The 18,451-nt window shown below is 57.5% G+C and carries 18 protein-coding genes; 6 read left to right on the top strand and 12 right to left on the bottom strand.

Features of this window, described 5'->3' with window-relative positions:
• Positions 1–11: 11 nt before the first annotated feature.
• From CLV88_RS01240 to parE, 5 genes are all read right to left on the bottom strand, one after another.
• The gene (locus tag CLV88_RS01240; protein ID WP_106606546.1) at positions 12–689 is read right to left on the bottom strand and encodes a hypothetical protein; all 678 of its coding nucleotides are present in this window, start codon (positions 687–689) and stop codon (positions 12–14) included.
• A gap of 48 nt (positions 690–737) precedes the next feature.
• Positions 738–1,490: a hypothetical protein gene (locus tag CLV88_RS01235; RefSeq protein ID WP_106606545.1), complete on the bottom strand. Its 753-nt coding sequence runs from the start codon at positions 1,488–1,490 to the stop codon at positions 738–740.
• Between the two features lie 46 nt (positions 1,491–1,536).
• Positions 1,537–1,938, bottom strand: a complete 402-nt coding sequence (locus CLV88_RS22815; RefSeq protein ID WP_133169899.1) for a hypothetical protein — start codon at positions 1,936–1,938, stop codon at positions 1,537–1,539.
• Between the two features lie 468 nt (positions 1,939–2,406).
• Positions 2,407–3,276, bottom strand: coding sequence for a hypothetical protein (locus tag CLV88_RS01225; protein ID WP_106606543.1), 870 nt, complete (start codon positions 3,274–3,276; stop codon positions 2,407–2,409).
• Complete coding sequence (gene parE / locus CLV88_RS01220; RefSeq protein WP_106606542.1) at positions 3,273–5,231, bottom strand: DNA topoisomerase IV subunit B; 1,959 nt, start codon at positions 5,229–5,231, stop codon at positions 3,273–3,275. The genes CLV88_RS01225 and parE overlap by 4 nt, the downstream gene beginning before the upstream one ends.
• Before the next feature lie 213 nt (positions 5,232–5,444).
• On the opposite strand from parE, the gene ppk2 reads away from it, so the two are divergent.
• On the top strand, positions 5,445–6,434 hold the full coding sequence (gene ppk2 / locus CLV88_RS01215; protein WP_106606541.1) for a polyphosphate kinase 2: 990 nt from the start codon (positions 5,445–5,447) through the stop codon (positions 6,432–6,434).
• A 35-nt stretch (positions 6,435–6,469) separates the two neighbouring features.
• On the opposite strand, the gene CLV88_RS01210 is transcribed toward ppk2, so the two are convergent.
• On the bottom strand, positions 6,470–7,111 hold the full coding sequence (locus tag CLV88_RS01210; RefSeq protein ID WP_106606540.1) for a TIGR02453 family protein: 642 nt from the start codon (positions 7,109–7,111) through the stop codon (positions 6,470–6,472).
• Complete coding sequence (locus tag CLV88_RS01205; RefSeq protein WP_106606539.1) at positions 7,108–7,725, bottom strand: 2-hydroxychromene-2-carboxylate isomerase; 618 nt, start codon at positions 7,723–7,725, stop codon at positions 7,108–7,110. The genes CLV88_RS01210 and CLV88_RS01205 overlap by 4 nt, the downstream gene beginning before the upstream one ends.
• Before the next feature lie 138 nt (positions 7,726–7,863).
• Here CLV88_RS01205 and CLV88_RS01200 point away from each other — a divergent pair, with 138 nt between their 5' ends.
• The 3 genes from CLV88_RS01200 to CLV88_RS01190 all read left to right on the top strand — a co-directional run bounded on the left by CLV88_RS01200 (position 7,864) and on the right by CLV88_RS01190 (position 11,611).
• Positions 7,864–9,231, top strand: coding sequence for an MATE family efflux transporter (locus tag CLV88_RS01200; protein WP_243403532.1), 1,368 nt, complete (start codon positions 7,864–7,866; stop codon positions 9,229–9,231).
• A gap of 119 nt (positions 9,232–9,350) precedes the next feature.
• The gene (locus CLV88_RS01195) at positions 9,351–10,760 is read left to right on the top strand and encodes an amidase (protein WP_106606537.1); all 1,410 of its coding nucleotides are present in this window, start codon (positions 9,351–9,353) and stop codon (positions 10,758–10,760) included.
• 65 nt (positions 10,761–10,825) lie between these two features.
• Positions 10,826–11,611: a DUF2189 domain-containing protein gene (locus tag CLV88_RS01190; RefSeq protein WP_106606536.1), complete on the top strand. Its 786-nt coding sequence runs from the start codon at positions 10,826–10,828 to the stop codon at positions 11,609–11,611.
• A gap of 134 nt (positions 11,612–11,745) precedes the next feature.
• Here CLV88_RS01190 and CLV88_RS01185 read toward each other — a convergent pair whose 3' ends face one another.
• The gene (locus CLV88_RS01185) at positions 11,746–12,561 is read right to left on the bottom strand and encodes a helix-turn-helix domain-containing protein (RefSeq protein WP_341477138.1); all 816 of its coding nucleotides are present in this window, start codon (positions 12,559–12,561) and stop codon (positions 11,746–11,748) included.
• A 223-nt stretch (positions 12,562–12,784) separates the two neighbouring features.
• Between CLV88_RS01185 and CLV88_RS01180 the strand changes: the two genes are divergently transcribed.
• Positions 12,785–13,159 (top strand): S1 domain-containing protein, encoded by a 375-nt coding sequence (locus CLV88_RS01180; protein ID WP_106606534.1) that lies wholly within the window; start codon positions 12,785–12,787, stop codon positions 13,157–13,159.
• 134 nt (positions 13,160–13,293) lie between these two features.
• Here the strand turns inward: CLV88_RS01180 and ilvN are convergent, their stop codons facing one another.
• Entirely contained in the window at positions 13,294–13,857 is a 564-nt protein-coding gene (gene ilvN, locus CLV88_RS01175) for an acetolactate synthase small subunit (protein WP_106606533.1), read from the bottom strand.
• An 11-nt stretch (positions 13,858–13,868) separates the two neighbouring features.
• Complete coding sequence (locus CLV88_RS01170) at positions 13,869–15,623, bottom strand: acetolactate synthase 3 large subunit (RefSeq protein ID WP_106607048.1); 1,755 nt, start codon at positions 15,621–15,623, stop codon at positions 13,869–13,871.
• A 305-nt stretch (positions 15,624–15,928) separates the two neighbouring features.
• On the opposite strand from CLV88_RS01170, the gene CLV88_RS01160 reads away from it, so the two are divergent.
• Positions 15,929–16,303 (top strand): bleomycin resistance protein, encoded by a 375-nt coding sequence (locus tag CLV88_RS01160; RefSeq protein ID WP_243403531.1) that lies wholly within the window; start codon positions 15,929–15,931, stop codon positions 16,301–16,303.
• A 20-nt stretch (positions 16,304–16,323) separates the two neighbouring features.
• Here CLV88_RS01160 and CLV88_RS01155 read toward each other — a convergent pair whose 3' ends face one another.
• Positions 16,324–17,070, bottom strand: a complete 747-nt coding sequence (locus CLV88_RS01155) for a DsbA family protein (protein WP_106606530.1) — start codon at positions 17,068–17,070, stop codon at positions 16,324–16,326.
• An 11-nt stretch (positions 17,071–17,081) separates the two neighbouring features.
• The gene (locus CLV88_RS01150; protein WP_106607047.1) at positions 17,082–18,425 is read right to left on the bottom strand and encodes a M48 family metalloprotease; all 1,344 of its coding nucleotides are present in this window, start codon (positions 18,423–18,425) and stop codon (positions 17,082–17,084) included.
• Positions 18,426–18,451 lie beyond the last annotated feature (26 nt).

The raw sequence follows: 18,451 nt of genomic DNA, 5'->3' as shown, positions 1-18,451 counted from the left end.
GTCGGTGTGGTTCAGGCGCGGCAGATACCTTTGATCTCGGCGTCTTCCCAAGGCAGAATCACATTTTCCGGGCGGGGCAATTGATCGATTGGGAAGTTCTGGCTCAACAGGTCGCGCAGCCGTGAGGTGCGCGGGGCCTTGGGGTCGAGGGCCGCGCAACAGAGATACTCTTCGACAATCGACGCCTGTTGCTCGTACCCGTAGCCAAGGAACTGCGTACTGGTGTCGAGCTCGAATTGATATGGGTCATCCTGAACCTGATGTTCGCGTGCAGCACGGCGGGGGGAATAGCCGGTCAGGTCGCGGTTTTGCCATTGCCATATATGGGTCAGCTCGTGCGCAAAAAACAGCGCGGCCTGAAGGTTGACCGTTTCGGGGTAGGCGGGGAGGTAATCGTCAAGATACCAGCCCTCGGACGTATAGAGCGTGTTCCACAGTACCAACCCCGCCGGAGAGGTGGTGATCACCGCCTCATCCGGTTCGGGGTGGATTCGTTCGCGGCACGACAGGCGCGGGCGTTTTTCGTATTTAAACGTCGCCACACCCAGCGGCACGTCGGCGACAATGCGGGCGCGGGCCGGTTCAAAGCTGTCTCCGGCGAAATCGGCCATGAACGCCTCTTCGCCGGGTGAGAGGGGACGTGAGCAGGCAAGCAGCATCAGGGGCAGGATCAACAGAGAGGCGCGCATGAGGCGAGCCTAGCATGGGCGCACCGGCGGGCAAGCCGTAAACACTTGTCAGAACAGCGCAACCACGGATTTGCCCAAACGGAAGGGCGCGGCAAAGGCCAACAAGCAAAGCGCGATAATCTGCACGGCGAGCAGGTGGCGATTGGCCTGTAGCAATTGCCAGTCAGCGCGTAGCTGTGTGACCTGATTGATCAGCGCGTCATAAGACAGCGCCAGAACGCGGTAGTCGGCGGCAATCGCGGGTTCCAGCAGACCCAGCCGCCCCAGCGCCATCACGGTGTCCACGTCGCGGGGGTCAAAGACCAGAAACCGCGATTCGTTCAACTGGCGCATGGAATGTTCCATGTCGTCCATCGCCTTGGACTTGCCACGCAGGAAGCCGAGGCCAAGCCCCTGAAGCGGTGCGGCGTGTTCGCTGACCGAGAGAAACAGGGGCAGGGCCGAGTTCTTGGCGGTGGAGGCCGAGAGGAATTCGACCTTTTCGCAAATCTGCGTCAGGTCGCGGCCCTGTGGCGGGGCACAGTTGCGCAGGCGAAAGCGCGCGGCGTCGGTGTCAAAGGCGTGGGACGCGGTGTAGGCGACGGTGATCTGGCGATCAAGGCGGGTGCTGTCCTCTTGATAAATACCCGCGATGATCGCGGCGATGGCCCCAACCCCGCCCAGCACGACCCAAAGCAGATCGGCAATTTCCCACGCACGCGAGCCTTTGGGCTGGCGATAGAGTAGCAACGCACCAAGGCTTCCCGCGCCAAAGAACGCGATCATAAGCAGAAGCTGGTTTGCGTGAATAATATCGACCATGGGGGCACCCTAGCGCGGATGGGTTGAAACAGGGTTCACAGGTTGGTCAGTTTGACGTGGGCAAGAGGCGACCGCCGGACATGCATTCGTTAAAGTGGAAGGCGTAGAACTGTTTGTCCTGTTGCGCGCCAGCGGTGGAACCAATGGCGCCGCCGACAATACCAAGGGCCGCAGCCTGATCCCGGTCTTGCGTGGCGATTGCACCGCCCTGTTTGCCGATGGTGTGCCCGGCAATGCTGCCCCGTGTGGTGCCGCCCTTGCCAGCGGCGGCGCGGGCGTATTGGTCACAAAAGAGCTGTGTGCGCGGTTGGTTTTGTGGCCATTGTTGCTGCGTCTGAGGCTTGGTCTGTTGGTTATGCGGTAGCGCCTGATGACGGGCCGAGTCCGCCCGGTTTTGGGCCGTGGCGGTGAGAGGGATCAGGCAGAGGATCAGGATGAGAAGGCGCATGGGGGGAGTTTGGCAGAGGTTCGGTTGCCACTCAAGCCAGATGCGAAACGCAGTGCATTTCGCCGCGCCCGACCAAGGGGATTGGCCCAATCCCCGAGCCTGACAGCGTATTGCGAGCAATGCGCGAGAGGGACGTCCATTGTCGGTTTGTCTTGCGCGGTGGTCTTTTTGTTCTGACCCCATGCGAAATGCATGCATTTCGCCGCGCCCGACCAAGGGGATTGGCACAATCCCCGAGCCCGGCAGCGTATTGCGCAGCAATACGCGAGAGGGACGCCCTTTGTCGGTTTGTTTTGTGCGGAGGTCTTTTTGGTCTGACCCCATGCGAAATGCACGGCATATCGCCGCGCCCGACCCGCCCCCATGGGCGGGAGCGTTCCGCGCCCACCCCGGGTCGGACGCTGAGCTTCGTGAGGTGGCGTTTTAGGCAGTAAACTCGCGGATTGGTTACTTGCTTTGACGCGCAACTCAACCTTTGGTCGACAAATAGTATTGATACTCCTCTTCCGCATATCGCCATTCTTCTTCGCGAGCCATAGTATCAACTTCTTCTTGTAGTTCCTTAAAGCAGGATGGACAGACTCTGTCCTCTCCAATGCCGTAGTTGGTAATTAGCTCGGCTTTTTCCTCCGAAAACTCCCATTCAAACAGTTCTTCTGCGTTGAGAAGTTCCCATTCCGGAATAGAAATTGAACAACGCTGACAAGCATTAAGCGGCTCTTCCCAATGGCAGTAGAGACAAAGAAACTCGCCTTCTCTTTCAACCATGAAATCCTTGTCGCATTCTTGGCAGTACCAAACAAGCTCAGTCGCATCCAAGTTATTCGTTGCACGCTTTTCGAGCTCGTGAACTTGCTTCTTGATAGACAAAAGTTTTACAGCAGTTTTTCTCTCTACTTCGTCAAGGATATTGAGCTTCAAATGAAAGCTTAGAAAGTCACGCAAATAGGCGAAGACTTCAAAAAACTTCGCCTCTGTTGATGCCGCATTTGAAGTACCCAAGCCATGGGCAATACCATTACGAATCTTTACAGCACCAAAAATTCGCTTCTTGTCCTTTTCGGATAGGCGAAGACCATAGATTTCCGGTCTTTGTAGGCGTTCGAACGCTCCCTGTATCGAAACTGTCTTTTCGCCTCCTTCAACTTTTTCGCTCACAAACGCTGGGTGCTGTTTGGCCAAGAGTGCTTTCGAAGCCAATTCGAAACTCGTGACCAAATGTAACATGGCCAAAGGCCATCTGGACGGGTCTTTAGTATGTGCTTCTACTGCGTTTTTTACGGCCTCGACTCCAAAGAACCGTGCACTTTCAATGAGCTTGTCGAAGACTTCACTCAAACATCCAACTCCTCCACGAACCGTGCATTCTCCTGAATGTACTGGAATCGCTTCTCCGGCTTTTTGCCCATCAGGCGCTCGACCAGGTCGCCGGTTTCGCCGGGTTCATCCTCGTCTATTGTCACGCGGATCAGTTTGCGGGAGGCGGGGTTCATGGTGGTTTCTTTCAGGTCTTTGGCGTCCATTTCACCCAGACCCTTAAAGCGGGAGACGTCGATTTTGCCTTTGCCACCAAGGCCCTTTTCCAGCCACTCGTCGCGCTCGGCCTCGTCCAGACAATAGACCCGGCGGGCGCCTTGGGTCAGGCGGAACAGGGGCGGGCAGGCGAGGTAGAGGTGGCCTGAATCGATCATCGGGCGCATTTGGGTGAAGAAGAAGGTCATCAACAGGGCCGCGATATGGGCGCCGTCGACGTCGGCGTCGGTCATGATAATGATCTTGTCGTAACGCAGATCGTCGACGTTGAACCGGGTGCCAAGGCCAACGCCAAGCGCCTGTGTGAGGTCGTTGATCTCCTGGTTGGTGGTGATCTTGGATCCGGCCGCGCCGAGGACGTTGAGGATTTTACCGCGCAATGGCAGGAGGGCTTGGGTCTTGCGATCCCGTGCCATCTTGGCCGAGCCACCCGCCGAGTCACCCTCGACAATAAACAGTTCGGTGCCGTCGCGATTGTTTTGCGAGCAATCCACCAGCTTGCCGGGCAGGCGCAGTTTCTTGGTGGCGGTTTTGCGGGCGGTTTCCTTTTCCTGACGACGGCGCAGGCGCTCTTCGGCGCGCAGCACGAGGAAATCGAGAATGGCGCCGGCGGATTTGGTATCTGCGGCGAGCCAGTTGTCAAAGTGGTCGCGCACGGCGTTTTCCACCAGTCGCTGTGCCTCGGTTGTGGCGAGGCGATCCTTGGTCTGGCCGACAAATTCAGGCTCGCTGATGAAACAGGAAACCAGCGCGCAGCCGCCAGTGATCAGGTCGTCGCGGGTGATTTGCGCGGCCTTTTTGTTGTTCACCAGTTCGCCATAGGCGCGGATGCCTTTGAGCACGGCGGCCCAGAACCCGGCGACATGGGTACCGCCCTCGGGCGTGGGGACAGTGTTACAGTAGGACTGGATAAAACCGTCGCGCGACGGGGTCCAGTTGATGGCCCATTCCACCTTGCCCGGTGTGTTGAACCGTTCCTGAAAGTCGACCGTGCCGGCAAAGGGGTGCTCGGCATAGGTGGAGGAGCCGTTCATCGATTCCGTAAGGTAATCGGCCAGACCGCCGGGGAAGTGGAAGGTGGCCTCGGTCGGGGTTTCGCCGTCATCGATAGCGGTTTTCCAGCGGATTTCCACGCCGGAGAAGAGATAGGCCTTGGAGCGGATGGATTTGAACAGGCGCGCAGGTTTAAAGCGGTGCTGGCCAAAGATATCGGGGTCGGCATGAAAGGTCACGGTGGTGCCGCGACGGTTTTGGGTGGGACCCAGTTTTTCGACCGGACCCTGAGGAATGCCGCGCGAGAAACGCTGTTCAAAGAGTTCCTTATTGCGGGCCACCTGAACCACCATTGAATCGCTGAGCGCATTGACGACCGACGCGCCAACACCGTGCAGACCGCCAGAGGTTTGATAGGCTTTGCCCGAGAATTTGCCACCTGCGTGCAGGGTACAAAGGATCACCTCAAGCGCGGATTTGTCGGGGAACTTGGGGTGCGGATCAACCGGGATGCCGCGCCCGTTGTCGCGCACCGTAAAGGCGTAGTCGTCGTGCAGCTCGACCTCGATCCTTGTGGCGTGGCCGGCGACGGCTTCATCCATGGAGTTGTCGAGGATCTCGGCGACCATGTGGTGCAGCGCGCGTTCGTCCGTGCCGCCGATATACATGCCGGGGCGTTTGCGGACGGGTTCAAGACCTTCGAGGACCTCGATAGAGGAGGCGTCATAGGTCTGGGACTGGCTCTCGGTCAGGAGATCGTTAGGCATTCGCGCTGCTCATTCTTGGTTTTGTTTGACAGTCATTATGGCAGGGGATTGCAGCGGCGGAAAGATATGATCCGTGTCTGAGGCAAGATTGGGCGAATGACGTCGGATTGCGTGTGGTGCGCGGGAAAACAATGATGCGTTTGACGTGTATCAAAGCGGGCGGGGTGAGCGTTTGGTAAGGTGTGCGCAAAGGTCAAACCATTAGGAGATAGCATGTCCGCAGCCCCTCAATCCGCCAAGCCAAAAGCCGATGCAACGCTCAAAACCGACGCTGTAAGCGCGGCCAATGGCGTGGACACAACCCAGACCGCAGCAACGGCAGATGCGGGTAAAACGCCGGGCGGCGTCGCGCCCAGCAAAGAGGATGTGCGGCGTGCGTTTGAACGGGGCGAGTACCCATATGACACCCGCCTGTCACGTCGTGTGTACGAAGACCGCAAGGCGCAGTTGCAGGCGGAGTTGCTAAAAGTGCAGCTCTGGGCGCAGGAGACCGGGCAGAAGTTTGTGATGATCTTTGAAGGGCGCGATGCGGCTGGCAAAGGGGGCACGATCAAACGGTTTACCGAGCATTTGAACCCGCGATCCGCGCGTGTGGTTGCGCTGAATAAGCCGACCGACGAAGAGCGTGGGCAGTGGTATTTTCAACGCTATATCAACCATTTGCCAACCGCCGGCGAGATCGTTCTTTATGACCGGTCTTGGTATAACCGCGCCGGTGTTGAGCGGGTGATGGGATTTTGCGAACCGCATGAATACCTTGAGTTCATGCGCCAGACGCCCGATCTGGAGCGAATGCTGGTACGGTCGGGGATTCAGCTGTTCAAGTTCTGGTTTTCGGTCACGCGCGAAGAGCAGAAGCGCCGGTTCGCCAGCCGCGAAACGGATCCACTTAAGCAATGGAAGCTGAGCCCGATTGACAAGGCTTCGCTGAGCAAGTGGGAAGATTATACCGAGGCCAAGGAGGCCATGTTCTTTTACACGGATACGGCAGACGCGCCGTGGACGGTGATCAAGTCAGACGACAAAAAGCGCGCGCGTTTGAACTGTATGACCCATTTTCTGGCGTCATTGGATTATCCGGGCAAAGACATTGAACTGGTTGGCACGCCTGATCCGTTGATCGTGAACACCGCGAGCCATGTGATCCATCGCTCGGAACATATTCTGGGATCCGCATTACACCCGGATACGCGACGGTCCTGAGCCTTATTGAGTAGAGAGCGCACCCGGCGCTGCGATCAGAGGAGGGATCGCAGTGCGCTTTCAAGCGGTGACAGCTCTGAAAAGGCGGTCTTGATCCTAGTGATCAGGCCGCCTTTTTGTATGTCTGTTTCTGAGAGATCGAACCATGCGGTCATGCTTTTGCGGCGTAACAGGTCGGCGTGCGGATGTTCCTTGGCATAGGGTGCGGGGACGCGTTTGAGCTCTGGATCGCTGAGGCGCGCACCTATTTCTGTCAGGGCGGTTAACGTCTGGGAGATCGTTTCGCCCGAGTGGTCGACGGCTGCGCGCCAACTGGTCAATGCGGATTTGTCAAAACCCATCACTCCAGCGCCAACGGTGACATAGTCGGCAGATATGCCGAGAAACCAGCCTGTTGGCGGCGTAGACCACAGCATGTGCAGATGGGTGTGATAAGGGGTTTTGTCTTTGGAAAAGCGCACATCGCGATGTGGGCGAAAGAGTTTGGTGCTGGGCACCTGACCGGTGTCTGTTTCCAGCGTCGCGGCAAGGATATCGAGCAGGGCAAGGGCAGGGGCCTTGAGCTGTGTGTCGTAGCTGTTTTTGTTCGCCAGAAACCAGTCGCGCGTGTTGTTCTGGGACAATTCGCGCAAAAAGGCGCGGGCATCGGGAATGAGGGTGTCAAAATCGTGGGTCATGAGACGGCCTGTTGTGCATAGGCCCAATCGACGGCGTCTTCGATGCGGTCATCGCCCCAGAAGAGTTCGCTGCCAACGATAAAGGAGGGCGCGCCAAAAATGCCGAGGTCGCGCGCCTGGTTGGTGGCTTGGGTGTAGGCTGAGAGGCAGAATTCGGTCTGTGCGGCGGGGATGACGCGGGCGGGATCCTGGCCAATGGCATTGAGGGACGTAGAGAGATTAGGGTCGCTGCCCGCGGGTTCGCCGTGCTCAAACCAGCGCTGATAGGTGGCGCGGGTGTAATCCTGAACCCAGCCTTCCTGCGCCGCGAGAATGGCCACTTGATTGGTGAGATCGAAGTTTTCGAGCGGATAAGGCGCGGGGATCTTGGGCGAGAGGCCGTAATAGGGCGCGCGTCGCGCAATGTCGCGCCACATATGCGCGGTGCGGGCGGGTTTGCCGACAAAGGGGATATTCTTTTGTTCGATCATGATGGCGCGCACAGAGAAGGGCCGCCAGTTGAAAGTGATTCCGGTTTTGGCGGCAAGATCCGGCAGGCGCATCACCGAAAGATAGGTGTAAGTGCTGCCGATTGAGAACCAGAAATCGATCTCGGGTAATGGCGCGTCAGACATAGCGATCCCTTTTCGATGAATGGGAGCAGGGTGCCAGAGGCGCGCCGTTCGATCAACTGTTCAGGATAGCTGAGCCCGGTATTGGTATCGCTTGTCAGACGATGTTTTCGGGCCTAAGCCTTGGGGATGAAACAAGTGATGACATATCCCGATCATTTCCGTTCGCTGATGCGGCTGGGCATTCCGCTGATTGGCGGGCACATTGCGCAGTTTGCGATTACGCTGACCGATACGGTCATGTTGGGCTGGTATTCGGTCGAGGCACTGGCCTCGGTTGTGTTGGGGGGGACGTTTTTCTTTGTCATCTTCATTCTCGGCTCGGGATTTGCGATCGCGGTGATGCCGCTGGTGGCCGAGGCGGATGCTGAGGGCGATGAGGTACAGTTGCGGCGTGTGACGCGCATGGGGCTTTGGTTGTCAGTGATCTTTGGCGTTCTGGTGCTGCCTTTGTTTATCTTTTCGCAGCCTATCCTGTTGGGATTGCAGCAGGAACGCGAAGTGGCTGAATTGGCGCAGGTTTATCTGCGCGTTGCAGGGTTTGGTTTGATGCCGTCCCTGTTGGTCATGGTGTTCAAGAGCTATCTGGCAGCATTGGGGCGGACGCGGGTGGTGTTCTGGGTCACTGTGGCGGCGGTTCCTGCCAACGGGGTGGTGAACTATGCGCTGATCTTTGGCAACTGGGGCTTTCCGGAGCTGGGTGTGCAAGGCGCTGCAATTGCGTCGCTGGTTGTGCAAGCCGTGTCGTTATGCGGGGTGGTTGTGTATTCGGCGGTGGCGATGAAACATCATGATCTGTTTGGCCGTCTCTGGCGTCCGGACTGGGATGTGTTTGGCCGCGTGCTGAAGTTGGGTGTGCCGATTGGTGTGACCAATCTGGCCGAAGTTGGATTATTTGCGGCGTCTTCGTTGATGATGGGCTGGCTGGGCACGGTTCAGTTGGCAGCGCATGGGATTGCGCTGAACCTCGCCAGTTTGGCCTTTATGATGCATTTGGGCCTGTCAAACGCCGCGACCGTGCGGGCAGGGAATGCCTTGGGGCGCAAGGATGCAGATCACATGGCACGCGGCGCCAAGGTGGCCATCGCGGGGTCGATGGTTACGGCTGCCGTGGCTGTGAGTGTGTTTTTGTTGTTTCCTGAGTTCCTGATTGGGCTGTTTATCGACCCGGACGAGCCGCAACGCGATGCTATTATGGCAATTGGCGTGACCCTGTTATGGGTAGCCGCGTTGTTCCAGGTGGTCGACGGGTTGCAGGTAATGGCGCTGGGCATTCTGCGCGGTATTCAGGACACACGCGGGCCGATGGTGATTGCCGCGATCAGCTATTGGGTGATCGGTGTGCCGACGGGCTATGTGCTTGGGTTTGTCATGGGGTATGAAGGTGTCGGCGTTTGGGCAGGGCTGGTGATTGGATTGACGGCGGCGGCGATATTGCTGTTATGGCGGTTCTGGGGCCCTGATTTGCGCCGGTTGCGCGCGAAGTTTGCGGCGAGTGCCGAAGCCTGAGGCCATTTTGGGGCGCTGCCCCGCCATGAAAATCCAAAGATTTTCATGGCCCCCCGAAGTATTTTTGGCAAGATGAAGATATGGGCGCGTGTTGAGTGCGTGCGTATGAGGGGAGAGTGATGTCGTTTCTGGATTGGGATGCGGGCGCGCTGTTGGCGGCGTTGCGGTCAGGCGAATTGTCAGCTGAGACAGTGATGGCGGCGACGCTGGAGCGGGTTAAGGCGCGCAACGCGGCGGTGAATGCAATTGTTGATCTGCGCGAGGCGGATGTGTTGATGAGCGAGGCGCGCGCGGCGGATCAGGGTACGATACGAGGCAAGTTGCACGGGCTGCCGATGGCGATCAAGGGGCTGGCCCATGTGCAGGGCACGCGAAACACCGAAGGGTCGCCACTTTATGTGGATCGCATTTCGGAGGTGGACAGCCGGTTTGTGTCGCTGTTGCGCAATGAAGGCGCGATTTTCATTGGCAAGACTAATGTGCCCGAGTTTGGGTTGGGCAGTCACAGTTACAATCCGGTGCATGGGGTGACGCGCAATCCGTATGCGGAAGGGCGTACGGCAGGTGGCTCTTCGGGGGGCGCGGGGGCGGCGCTGGCGATGGGCATGGTGGCGCTGGCCGATGGAAGTGACGCGATGGGTTCGTTGCGTAATCCGGCGGGGTGGAACAATGTGTACGGGTTTCGCCCGAGTTTCGGGGTGGTTCCAAGGGAGCCGGGCGACGAAGTGTTTTGGCAGCAGCTTTCCACGTTGGGTCCAATGGCGCGCTCGCCGCGCGACATTGCATTGATGATGGATGTAATGGCGGAACCGAACCCGGCGGTTCCGTTCAACACACCACGTCAGCCCTGGGCGCTAGGAGAGGCGCCGACGGTCTCTGGTGTGCGTGTTGGTTGGCTTGGTGACTGGGGTGGGGCGATGCCTATGGAGCAGGGAATTCTGGACCTGTGCAAAGGTGGTCTGAGTGTGTTGAGCAACCTGGGGGCGGAGGTCGCGCCGATGGCGGCACCGTTTGATGCAGAAGAGATGTTTGCGTCGTGGCGCGATTTGCGCGCCTTTGCGCTGGCGGGAGATATGGCCGGGTTGTTTGAGAACCCGGAAACGCGGGCGCGACTGAAGCCTGAGGCGCAATGGGAGATCGCGTGTGGACAGGAGCTGAGTGTGGCGCAGCTGCATGCGGCCTGTGCCACACGGTCGGCGTGGTTTAGGCGGGCGGCGGCGGTGTTTGAGGACGTTGAGGTACTGGCCCTGCCGGTTTCGCAATGCTGGCCATTTCCCATCGACTGGGATTGGCCAAAGGAAATTTCCGGGCGCGCGATGGATACGTATCATCGCTGGATGCAGGTGATGGTGCCTGTCAGCCTGATTGGGTTGCCCGCGATCAGCGTACCGGTGGGGTTCAGTGATCAGGGACTGCCGATGGGGATGCAGCTGTTCGCCCGCAAAGGCGCGGATGTGGCGCTGTTGCAGGTGGCAGAGGCCTATCATCAGGCAACAGGCTGGCCACAATCACACCCACCGATTGCCTGACGCTTGATTTGCTGTGTCAAACCCTGTCTTTTTGAAAATGCGCGGACGAGGTTTGGGAGGATTGAATGAACGAGACACCTGAAGCGGGTGTGCCAAAGCTGGGCGCGCCAGATTTTGCCATGTTAAGAGAGGCGCTGTCTTTGGCGTGGTGGGATTTCAAAGCGCAGCCGGTCTATGGGATTATGTTTGCAGCATTCTATGTGATCGCAGGATGGGTCATGGTGTGGATCACACGCGTGACTGGGCATAGTTATTGGCTGGTTTTTGCAGCCATTGGTTTTCCGTTGATCGGGCCATTTGCGGCCGTTGGCTTGTATGAAGTGTCGCGCAGGTTGGAACGCGGCGACGAGATGGACTGGCGCGCGATTTTTGGCGTGATCGGTCGGCAGAGCAAACGACAGCTGCCGTCCATCTGTGCGGTGATTGTTGTCATGTTTCTATTCTGGTTTTTTCTCGCGCATATGATCTTTGCGTTGTTCCTGGGGCTGAGAACGATGACCAATGTGTCGAGTTCGTTCCAAGTGTATCTGAGTGCAAACGGATTGATGATGTTGGGAGTGGGAACTGTTGTTGGCGCGGCGTTTGCGTTGTTGCTCTATATGATCACCGTTATCTCGCTTCCGCTGTTGCTGGACAGGGAAATAGATTTTGTGACGGCGATGATCACCAGCTTTAACGCGGTGCAGGATAGCTTTGTTGTCATGATCGTCTGGGCTGCGATTATCGCTGGCCTGACCTTTGTGGCGCTGGTGCCGTGGTTTCTGGGCTTGTTGATTGTGTTGCCATTGCTGGGCCACGCCACGTGGCATCTTTACTCGCTTATGAAGCGTGCCGGTGGGATCAGCGTGTAGGCCGATTTAGGATTGGCGGCGAGAGGTTGATTTTAGGCATCAAGTAATGGGGAGTCGCGCGTTGGCAAAGGTCAATTGACAACATCGGACTCCACCTTGCGATTTCGTCACAGTTTGGCGTCAGTCGACGCGCCTTAACTAAAGGGACGTTCGAGCTGAAGTAGCTTGCGATGATAGGGCATCAGGTTGTCTGGGCTGCAGAACCCGACGGTGCGCGCAGCTTCAAGGACAGGTCCCGTTTCGTTGCCCAGATGTTCATAGACAAGACGGGCAGCGCGACAGCCCGTGACCGTCTCGCGGACGGTGCGGGTGGCGTAACCGATCCAGTAGTGGTTCTGGAAGGACGCGACGCGGCTGAGGTAATTGAATGAGGTGGCCATGGTGCGGGCATGGCTGACAAGAGCGGCAACGCCATCTTCTTGTGGCAGAATAACACCCCGGAATTCTCGAGTGGCGCTATCTGTGGGCAGGCCCTGTTCCTGCATGGCTTCCTTGGCTTCGTAGCCACGGATAAATGTGTGGTCGTCTTTGCGGAAAACGTAAACAAGTCCAATGATGATCAGGTCTTGCTCGATAAAGCTGCGGCGGGAAAAGCGGTAGAAACCGTCGGGAAAGACATCCTGGGGAATGTCGGTCATGCCGGATCCGACATATTCGGCAATCAACGGGTGGTTGAGTACACCCTTGTCTCCACTCAGATCGGCGAGGGGCTCCAGAAGGATGCGCGCATCGACCCTGAAAAACGTGCATATACGATGGAGCACGTCAGGGCGCGGGAAGCTTTCTCCCGACAAGTAGCGGTTGAACTGGGTGCGATTGATTCCAAGTTCTCTGCATAATCGGGAAATTGAAGGAAAGTCCTGCGCCAGAATCCGGAGATTCTGTCCCAACATCTGACGCAGTTCTGCTGGTGATTTCTGAGGCCGTAAGCCCGATGTTCCGTCGTTCAATTCTCTCTCCGGTTGGCGATGCCGCTGGTTGTTCAACCAATTGGCGCGCTCTTTGTCGCTTCTTTTTTGACTTGACGCGATTAAGCATCAATTTGACGCATAGTCGCATCAGGGAAATCCAAAGTCGACACAATTTTGAAGAAGTCGACGCTGAAATTTCAATGTCGCGTCAGGCTTTCTTTTGTGACACTCAATCTGGAAGCAAAAAGGAGTTAGAACTCAAATGCTTGGCGTGGTTCTTTGGAGTGATGCAAAAGATAACAAAGCGGTGATCTGGTGTGAAGATCACGGCGATCTAGCATTTTTTAGCGGCGAAACGGAGCAACCCGATATGCTGCTGGAGTTTGACGCCGGTGATCTGGTGCAGTTTGACGTGCAGCAGGAACGCCATCAGCGGTATGCGCGTAACCCGCGCCGATTGGGGCAGGGCACCTATGCCGGGCTCCCTGATACGTTGAATGAACAGTCGCAGAAATCGGCAAAACCACATCGACCAATTGAAGTTCCTGTTCAACAGGAGCCGATTGGAACGTCGAATGTGGTGTGTTTTTCAGCTGCAAGTGCGGTGCATCGGGATCGGATTGTCGAGATCGCGTGAAAAACTCTGGTTTAGAGATTGCGAGTAAAAAGGGGGCCCAGAGGCCCCCTTACTTTTGAACGATTTTTGCGCTGGTCGCATTTGGTCAAGCGTATGGCTGATCCCCGAGGATTGCCATGCGCTTTTTCGTAGCGCTATTCTGATCCGCGGGACAGGGCTGCGACGCCGGTTCGCGCCACTTCGACCAGACCGAGCGGACGCATCAGATCGGCAAAGGCGTCAATCTTTTCCGATGTGCCGGTGATTTCGAACACAAAGCTCTCGAGCGTGCTGTCGACCACGTTCGCGCGGAAAATATCGGCCAGTCGAAGGGCCTCGACACGCTTATCTCCTGCGCCGGCAACCTTGAGCAGTGCCAGCTCGCGTTCAACGGCCGCGCCCTCAACGGTAAGGTCGTGAACCTCGTGCACGGGTACGATGCGGCCAAGCTGTGCCTTGATTTGCTCGATCACCTGCGGCGTGCCTTTGGTCACGACAGTGATGCGCGAGTGATGCCCGGTGTGGTCAATCTCGGCCACGGTGAGGCTTTCGATATTGTAGCCCCGCCCGGAGAACAGGCCAATCACACGGGCCAGAACGCCCGGTTCGTTGTCGACGACCACGGCCAACGTGTGGGATTCCTGAACATCCGAAAAGTTGGGACGCAGGTTATAAGCAGAGTGCTTGGTCGAGCCTTTTTTGATTTTTAGAGCAGCCATTTTTCTAATCCTTACACCAGAACCGCACCGCCAGCTTCGATCGCGCCTTGCGTCGAAGCCTCGCCGAGAAGCATTTCGTTGTGCGGCTTGCCCGATGGGATCATCGGGAAGCAGTTTTCGTGCTTTTCAACGAGGCAATCAAAGATCACCGGTCCGTCGTGGTTAATCATTTCCATGATCGCGTCATCAAGATCGGCGGGGTCGGAACAGAGGATGCCTTTGGCACCAAAGGCCTCTGCGAGTTTGACAAAGTCGGGCAAAGCTTCGGACCAGCTGTGCGAATAGCGCTCACCATGCAAAAGTTCCTGCCATTGGCGCACCATGCCGAGACGTTCGTTGTTCAGGATGAACTGCTTTACCGGCAGGCGGAACTGCACGGCTGTTCCCATTTCCTGCATGTTCATCAACCACGATGCTTCACCTGCGACGTTGATCACGAGGCTCTCGGGGTGGGCCATCTGCACACCGATGGAGGCCGGGAAGCCGTAACCCATTGTGCCGAGGCCACCGGAGGTCATCCAGCGGTTCGGGTCCTCAAAGTTGAGGTATTGAGCGGCCCACATCTGGTGTTGGCCAACCTCGGTAGTGATATAGCGGTCATGGCTCTTGGTCAGTTCCTCAAGGCGCTTGAGTGCGTATTGTGGTTTGATTGTCTTGCCTTGCTGCGTGAACTTAAGGCAGTCGACCTTGCGCCATTCGTTGATTTGGCCCGTCCAATTCGCGATAGCTTCGCGATTGATATTGCGCCCGCGCGCTTTCCAGACCTTGAGAATGTCATCCAGAACCGAGGCCACGTCGCCCACAATCGGGATATCGGTCTTGATCACCTTGTTGATCGAAGAGGGATCAATGTCGATATGTGCCTTTTTCGAGCCGGGGCTGAAGGCGTCGATCAGGCCGGTGATGCGGTCATCAAATCGGGCGCCGATATTGATCATGAGATCACAGTCGTGCATCGCCATATTGGCTTCGTAAAGGCCGTGCATACCCAACATGCCAAGCCAGTGCTTGCCGGACGCCGGATAGGCGCCGAGGCCCATCAGCGTGGAGGTGATTGGAATGCCCGTAGCCTCGACCAATTCGCGCAGGAGCTTGGATGCTTTGGGGCCGGAGTTGATCACGCCGCCGCCGGTGTAAAACACCGGGCGTTCAGCAGATTCAAGGGCTTCGACCAGCTCGTTGATGCTCTCGATATCGCCGCTCATCTGGGGCTGGTAGTTTGTATTGTTGGTCTTTTCCGGCGGAGTGTATCCGGCAGAGGCAAACTGAACGTCCTTGGGGATGTCCACAAGCACTGGGCCTGGGCGGCCCGAGCTGGCCACATGGAACGCCTGATGCAGGGTTTCGGCCAGCGTGGCCGTGTCTTTGGCAAGCCAGTTATGTTTGGTGCAAGGCCGTGTGATGCCAACGGTATCCGCCTCTTGAAAGGCGTCAGAGCCGATCATGAAAGTGGGTACCTGTCCGGTGATCACGAGGATCGGGATCGAATCCAAAAGCGCGTCCGTCAGGCCGGTCACAGCATTGGTGGCACCGGGGCCGGACGTTACGAGGGCAACGCCAACCTTGCCGGTTGAACGTGCGTAGCCTTCGGCGGCATGCACAGCACCCTGTTCATGGCGCACGAGGATATGGCGGATATCGTTCTGTTGGAAAATTTCGTCATAAATCGGCAGGACAGCCCCGCCGGGATATCCGAATACCGTGTCTACGCCCTGATCCTTAAGGGCTTGGACTACCATTTTCGCTCCGGTCATCTGACGTGTCATCTGTCTCTCCGTATCCAACGTCACAAGTTCTTTGACATAAAAAAGCCCCCGACCATTTGACGGGGGCGCATGGGGTTCCATTATGGTGTCCGTTACCGGCCCATGCGCCATTTTCCTACAAGTACGACTAGCAATTGCATTGTCGGGCGTCCTTTTTCATGTTCGATCCGGACATTATGTGCGCCGCGTCGCGGCGTCAACCGTCAATGGAGGGGAAATCGTATCCAAAACGCGGTTTTTCTTTGCGAAAGTTGCGTCGGCTGATGCTTCGGTGGAATAAAGTGAATTATTGAGGGGTTGTTTTGATGAAAATGAATCAGGTTACGCCGTTTGTGCCCTGTTCCGATCTGAGCCGGCAAATCGGGTTCTATCAGGATGTGCTGGGATTCGCGCTTGGCTTTCAGGCAGAGAATTATGCCTTTATGCGGCGAGACGCGGTGGCCGTGCGATTGATCGAGGTCGACAAGAGCGTGGATTTGAGTACGCCTGAGCGTGAGACATCGTTTTATATTGATGTTGAGGGGATTGATGCGCTGTACCTAAGCCTGAAACCCAAGCTGGACCTATTGGGCAAGAGGCGGGTGCGGGCGCCGTTTGATCAGGATTATGGCCAGCGCGAATTTCATGTCATCGACGAGGATTGCACGCTGATATTTTTTGGCGAGGCGATCAGGGGGTGATCGCCTCGATGTGAGCAAGGTCAGCGGGTGCGTTTCTCGTCCACAAGCGCGGCCATTTGCGGTAGCGGCAGGTAGCCGCGCAGCAGTTGGTCCTGCATCACAAAAGTAGGTGTGCCAGTGATGCTGAGCGCCTGCGCCAATGCGCGGGTTTTGCGAATTTCGTCTGTGACTTCGTCGCTGTTCATATGGGCGAGCAGTTCCACCGCGTCAAAGCCAAGACTTTCGGAGATGCTCGTCAGGGAGGCGTCGGTGACACCACCGCGGAAGGTTATCAGAGTGTCGTGGGCCAGTTTATAAGCGTCATCGCCGTGCTTTTGTTTGACGGCAATCGCATAGCGAGAGCTGAGCAGGCTGTCTTCGCCCAAGATTGGAAATTCCTTAACGATCAGGCGGATATTTCCGTCGGAATTGACCAGTTCGGCCACGTCGTCATGCGCTTTGCGGCAGTAACCGCAGCGGTAGTCTACAAATTCGACCAGAGTCACGTCGCCATCTGGGTTGCCACCGACCCATGAATACCCGTCTTCGAATATCGAATCTCCGTACTGAGAGACCAGATTGAAGTCATTGGCGGCCTCAGCCGCGCTGTTGCGTTGTTCGAGCACTTCCACGGCTTCCATGATCACCTCTGGATTATCCAGCAGGTAGGCGCGAATTTCGGCGCGAAAGGCGGCGCGCTCGTCGTCGGACATGGCGTTTACATCAAAGGCGACAGCGGGGGCCGCGACGCCAAGGGCGAGGATTGTGGTTGCAAGAAAACGTTTCATCAGTGTCTCCGTCACTTTTTAGCGGCACGTTTGGCCGCAGCGAGAATATCATCCGCGCGGCGCCATGCGCTGGACCCTTGCGGCAACAGGCCAACGGCCCGTCGTGCGTGGATTTCAGCGTCTTTCAGGCGCCCCGCAAGGGCGTAGCGTTCGGCGGTGGCCAAAGAGGCCATGCCGTTTTGTCCAGTGCGCGCATAGGCCGATCCCAGATCGCGCAAGAGGCGCGCGTCGCGAAAATCGCGGGCGCGGGCTTTTTCAAGATATGTGAGCGCCTCTTTGGGGCGGTCGACCGTCAAAAGGGCACGGCCCAAGCCGCCAAGGATGAGCGCATTGCGGGGCTCAAGCTGGGCGGCTTTCTGATAGGCGTTCACGGCGGCCTGAAACTGGCGGCCTTCGAGCAGGATCTGGCCCTTGAGTTCGTGGTAATACGCGTCGTTAGGGCGAATGGCGATGGCGCGATCGATGCGATTGATTGCCTTGCTGCGATCAGAGAGGCGGTGATAGGCCACGGCTTCGCGCATGAGTCGGACGTCTTCGGCCTTGGAATTGGCGGCACGTTTGAGTGTCCAGCTGGGCGCGTTGGTAAAGGCGGTGATCTTGCCGCGCGCGCGTTCGTACCAGTATTCCATTTGCGGTTGCGGAATGGATTTTCCGCCGTAAGCCGCAACAAACCGTTCCATGGCGCGTGCGCGATCTCGCGACAAGGGATGCGAGCGCGTATAGGGGTCCTGGCGGGAGACGTTAAGAAGTTCCTGACCGATGAACAGTTTCTGTACCTCGACCGCGCCGATGGGATCAATCCCGGCAGCCGCGAGATAGCGCACGCCGGATTGGTCGGCAGAGGCCTCTTCGGCACGGGTGTGGGAGAGGAAATCGCGCAAGGCAGAAGATTGTGTGCCGATGGCAAGGCCCGAGGCCAGATCGCCGCGCCCGGTGGCGGCACCCGCCGCAATGGCAAGCGCAAGGCCAAGGCCGGCAAGGGTGCGGGCGTTGTCGAGATTGGCCAGACGGCGCGACAGGTGGCCATTGGCAATATGGGCGGCTTCGTGGGCGATCACCGCCTGCAGCTTTTCGGGGGTGTCCAGTTTTGCAATAAGTCCGGTGTGGATAAAGATATGCTGGGTATCCACGACAAAGGCGTTCAGGGACCGGTCATTGACCAACAGGATGCGCACGTTTCCGCCCAAACCGGCTGCGGTGAGCACCGGTGCCGCCATCCGGGCGAGAGCATGTTCGATATCGGCGTCGCGAATCAGGGATTGCGCCCGTACAGGTGTTGTGGCCCACACCAGTATCAGCGCCGCCACAAGGAATGCGGCGCGCAAGGGAAAGGCAAGGATTGACGACGCCGTCATTTCGCGGTGATACCTCATGAGCGACA

It is taken from the genome of Shimia abyssi (assembly GCF_003014475.1).
GTDB classification, from domain to species: domain Bacteria; phylum Pseudomonadota; class Alphaproteobacteria; order Rhodobacterales; family Rhodobacteraceae; genus Shimia; species Shimia abyssi.
Note: the sequence above shows the minus strand (reverse complement) of the source record. Positions and strands in the feature narration are given on the sequence as shown.